This window comes from Roseicyclus sp., from assembly GCF_052168335.1.
GTDB lineage: Bacteria > Pseudomonadota > Alphaproteobacteria > Rhodobacterales > Rhodobacteraceae > Roseibacterium.
Window position 1 is genome coordinate 1 of the sequence record NZ_JBQLZP010000459.1, and the last position, 3,296, is coordinate 3,296.

A 3,296-nucleotide genomic window follows, 5' to 3' on the forward strand; every position below is an offset into this window, starting at 1 on the left:
GGGTTGTTGAGATTGGATTCCGGCGCGGGGTGGTCGGTCATTGGGAGACTCGGTGAAGTCGTTCTACGGCTGGTGGGCCGAGCGCGACGGCTTCGACGCCACCGCCGTCCTGTCGATGCGCGCGCCGCGCCACCAGCGCCGCCTGCCCCGCCCGCTGACCGAGGAAGGCGCGCGCGGGATGCTGTCGCGCGTCGCGGAACAGGACGCCCGCGACTGGGTCTCGGCCCGCGATGCGGCGGTGGTGACGCTCCTCTACGGCTGCGGCCTCCGCATCTCGGAGGCGCTGGGGCTCGACGCGGGCCTCCTGCCGCTGCCCGACACGCTCCGCATCCGGGGCAAGGGCGGCAAGGAGCGGGAGGTGCCGGTCCTGCCCGCAGCCCGCGCCGCCGTCGATCGCTACGCCGCGCTCTGCCCGCACGAGCTGGCGCCCGGAACGCCGCTCTTCCGGGCGATCCGTGGCGGCGGGCTCGGCCCCCGGCACGTCGCCCGCGTGATGGAGAAGGCGCGGATGCAGCTCGGCCTTCCGGCAAGCGCGACGCCCCACGCCATGCGCCACTCCTTCGCGACGCATCTCCTCGACGCGGGCGGCGACCTCCGCGCGATCCAGGAGCTTCTGGGCCACGCCAGCCTCTCGACGACGCAGGCCTATACCGCCGTCGATACCGTCCGGCTGATGGAGGTCTACGCCGCGGCGCATCCCCGCGCGTGACGCGCGGCGCGGTCTGTCACGGAACGGTTGCAAACCCCGCGGCAAGCGGGCATCACCGCGCCCCATGAGCCCGCGCCTCTCGGCCCTTTGCGTCCACCTGTTCACCGCCATCGGCGCGTCGCTCGCCATGCTGGCGCTGCACGAGGCGTTCCAGCAGGACTGGGCGACCATGGCGATCTGGCTGGCCGTCGCCTTCGTCGTGGACGGCATCGACGGGCCGCTCGCCCGCCACTACGAGGTCAAGAAGCACGTCCCCGAGATCGACGGCGTGCTGATGGACCTCATCATCGACTTCCTGACCTACGTGGTGATCCCGGCCTACGCGCTCTACGCCTCGGGGCTCCTGCCCGGCTGGTCGGGGTGGCTCGCCGTCCTGCTCATCCCCTTCGCCAGCGCGATCTACTTCGCCGACACGCGGATGAAGACGGCGGACAACAGCTTCTCTGGGTTCCCGGGATGCTGGAACATGGTGGTTCTCGCGCTTCTGGTGATCGTGCCGCCGTGGTGGGTGACGATCAGCATCGTGGTCGTCCTCGCGGCGGGAATGTTCCTGCCCTTCAAGTTCATCCACCCCGTGCGGACGGCACGCTGGCGCGCGCTGTCGCTGACGGTCGCGGTGGTCTGGACGGCGGGCATCGCCTGGGCGGCCTCGACGGACTTCGCCTCGAACCCGGCGCTGACGCTGGTGGTGGCGGTGACGTCGGCCTACCTGCTCCTCGCCGGGATCGCGCAGCAGGTGATCCCCGCGCCGGGCCGGGCGGAGGGGCGCTAGCCTTCGGGCTCGGGTTCCGCCGGGGGCTCGAGCGAGGCGCGGAAGGCCTCCCACTCGGCGAAGCTCGTGCGGATCGGCATGTCGCTGAGCGTGTTCGACAGGTTAGAACCCGCCGCCTCCAGCGCGTCCGAGAGCACGCCCATCACGGCAAGCGTCACCGCGACGCTGGCCGCCGTGAGCACGACCCAGTCGACCGTGGCCGCGCCGCCGTCATCCGTCAGGAACGTGCCGATCCTCTCCATGACGCCATGCATAGGCCAGGATTCGAACCGAATTGTGGCAGCGCCTCAGGCCGCGGGACGCTCGCGGATCACCTCGGCGAAGCGGTCGAAGATCGCGCCCGACCCGGCGAGGACCTGACCGTCCTCGAGCAGGTCCTGCCCCTCGCGGATCGGCTGGACGAGGCCGCCCGCCTCGCGGACGAGGAGGATGCCGGCCGCCACGTCCCAGGGCTTGAGCCCGCGCTCCCAGTAGCCGTCATAGCGCCCCGCCGCCACATAGGCGAGGTCGAGCGCGGCCGCGCCCCAGCGCCGGACGCCCGCGCAGGCGGGCATGAGGCGCGCGAGGTCCTGGAGCGTCGCGGGCAGGTACTTGGCCCCCCCGAAGGGCACGCCGGTCGCGAAGACGCACTCGATCATCGCCGTCCGCCCCGAGACGCGCAGGCGCTGGCTGTCGTTCAGCCAGCAGCCCGCGCCCTTCTCGGCATAGAACATCTCGTCCTTCGCCGGGTCGAAGACGACGCCCGCCACGATCTCGCCCTTGTGCTCGAGCCCGATGGAGACGGCCCAGTGCGGCATCCCGTGCAGGAAGTTCGTCGTTCCGTCGAGCGGATCGACGATCCAGCGCCGGGTCGGGTCCTTGCCCTCGATCGAGGTGCCCTCCTCGCCGAGGAAGCCGTAGTTCGGCCGCGCGCTCATCAGTTCGGTCTTCAGGATCTCCTCGGCCGCGCGGTCGGCGCGGCTGACGAAGTCGCCGGGGCCCTTGGACGAGACCTGGAGGTTCTCGACCTCGCGGAAGTCCTTCACGAGGCTCCGCCCCGCCTTGCGGGCGGCCTTGAGCATGATGTTGAGGTTGGCGGAGCCCTGCATGTCTTCGGTCCTTCGGGGAATGCCGGGGCGTCATAGTGGACGGCGCGGGGCTTGCCAAGGTCGGGGCGCGGCGGGCACGCTGTCGGGGCAGCGAAGGGAGGCGGCCATGGATTTCTGGGTCTCGATCGGCAGCACCTACAGCTACCTGACCGTCATGCGCATCGCGGAGGCGGCCGGGGCGGCGGGCGTGGCGGTGACGTGGCGCCCCTTCAACGTCCGCGCGATCATGGTCGAGCAGAACAACATCCCCTTCAAGGACAAGCCGGTGAAGACCGCCTACATGTGGCGCGACATGGAGCGGCGCGCGGCGGTCCACGGGCTCGATCTGCGCGTCCCCGCGCCCTACCCGCTGCCGGACCTGCCCTTCGCCAACGCCGTGGCCGTGCTGGGGATGCGCGAGGGCTGGGGCGAGGACTACATCCGCGAGACCTACCGCCGCTGGTTCGTGGGCGGCGAACGCCCGGGCGAGGCGCCGAACCTGCCGGACAGCCTCGCGGCCCTCGGCCTCGACCCGGAGGAGACGCAGGCCCGCGCCCGCGCGCCGGAGATCGAGGCGGCGCTCGCCGCCGAGACCGAGGAGGCGAAGGCCGCCGGCGTCTTCGGTTCGCCGAGCTTCGTCGTGGCGGGCGAGCTCTTCTGGGGCGACGACCGGCTCGAGGCGGCGCTCGACTGGGCGTCGGGGCGGCACCCGGCCCTCAGCTGAGCGCCACCGCCAGCGCGTGGAGCG

General features: G+C 71.9%; 4 protein-coding genes and 1 pseudogene. 3 read left to right on the forward strand and 2 right to left on the reverse strand.

The features are described from left to right. Positions 1 to 28: 28 nt before the first annotated feature. Both ACTS11_RS14195 and ACTS11_RS14200 read left to right on the forward strand, forming a co-directional pair. A pseudogene (locus ACTS11_RS14195) lies at positions 29 to 709 on the forward strand (tyrosine recombinase XerC); the annotation flags it as partial. 64 nt (positions 710 to 773) lie between these two features. After that, positions 774 to 1,481 (forward strand): CDP-alcohol phosphatidyltransferase family protein, encoded by a 708-nt coding sequence (locus ACTS11_RS14200; protein WP_442640957.1) that lies wholly within the window; start codon positions 774 to 776, stop codon positions 1,479 to 1,481. On the opposite strand, the gene ACTS11_RS14205 is transcribed toward ACTS11_RS14200, so the two are convergent. Together ACTS11_RS14205 and ACTS11_RS14210 are read right to left on the reverse strand one after the other, a co-directional pair. Beyond that, entirely contained in the window at positions 1,478 to 1,723 is a 246-nt protein-coding gene (locus tag ACTS11_RS14205) for a hypothetical protein (RefSeq protein WP_442640958.1), read from the reverse strand. The genes ACTS11_RS14200 and ACTS11_RS14205 overlap by 4 nt on opposite strands. Positions 1,724 to 1,768: 45 nt before the next feature. Beyond that, entirely contained in the window at positions 1,769 to 2,569 is an 801-nt protein-coding gene (locus ACTS11_RS14210; protein WP_442640959.1) for an inositol monophosphatase family protein, read from the reverse strand. A 106-nt stretch (positions 2,570 to 2,675) separates the two neighbouring features. Here ACTS11_RS14210 and ACTS11_RS14215 point away from each other — a divergent pair, with 106 nt between their 5' ends. Further along, a complete protein-coding gene (locus ACTS11_RS14215) occupies positions 2,676 to 3,272 on the forward strand; it encodes a 2-hydroxychromene-2-carboxylate isomerase (RefSeq protein ID WP_442640960.1) in 597 nt (198 codons plus the stop codon). The last annotated feature ends 24 nt before the right edge of the window (positions 3,273 to 3,296 follow it).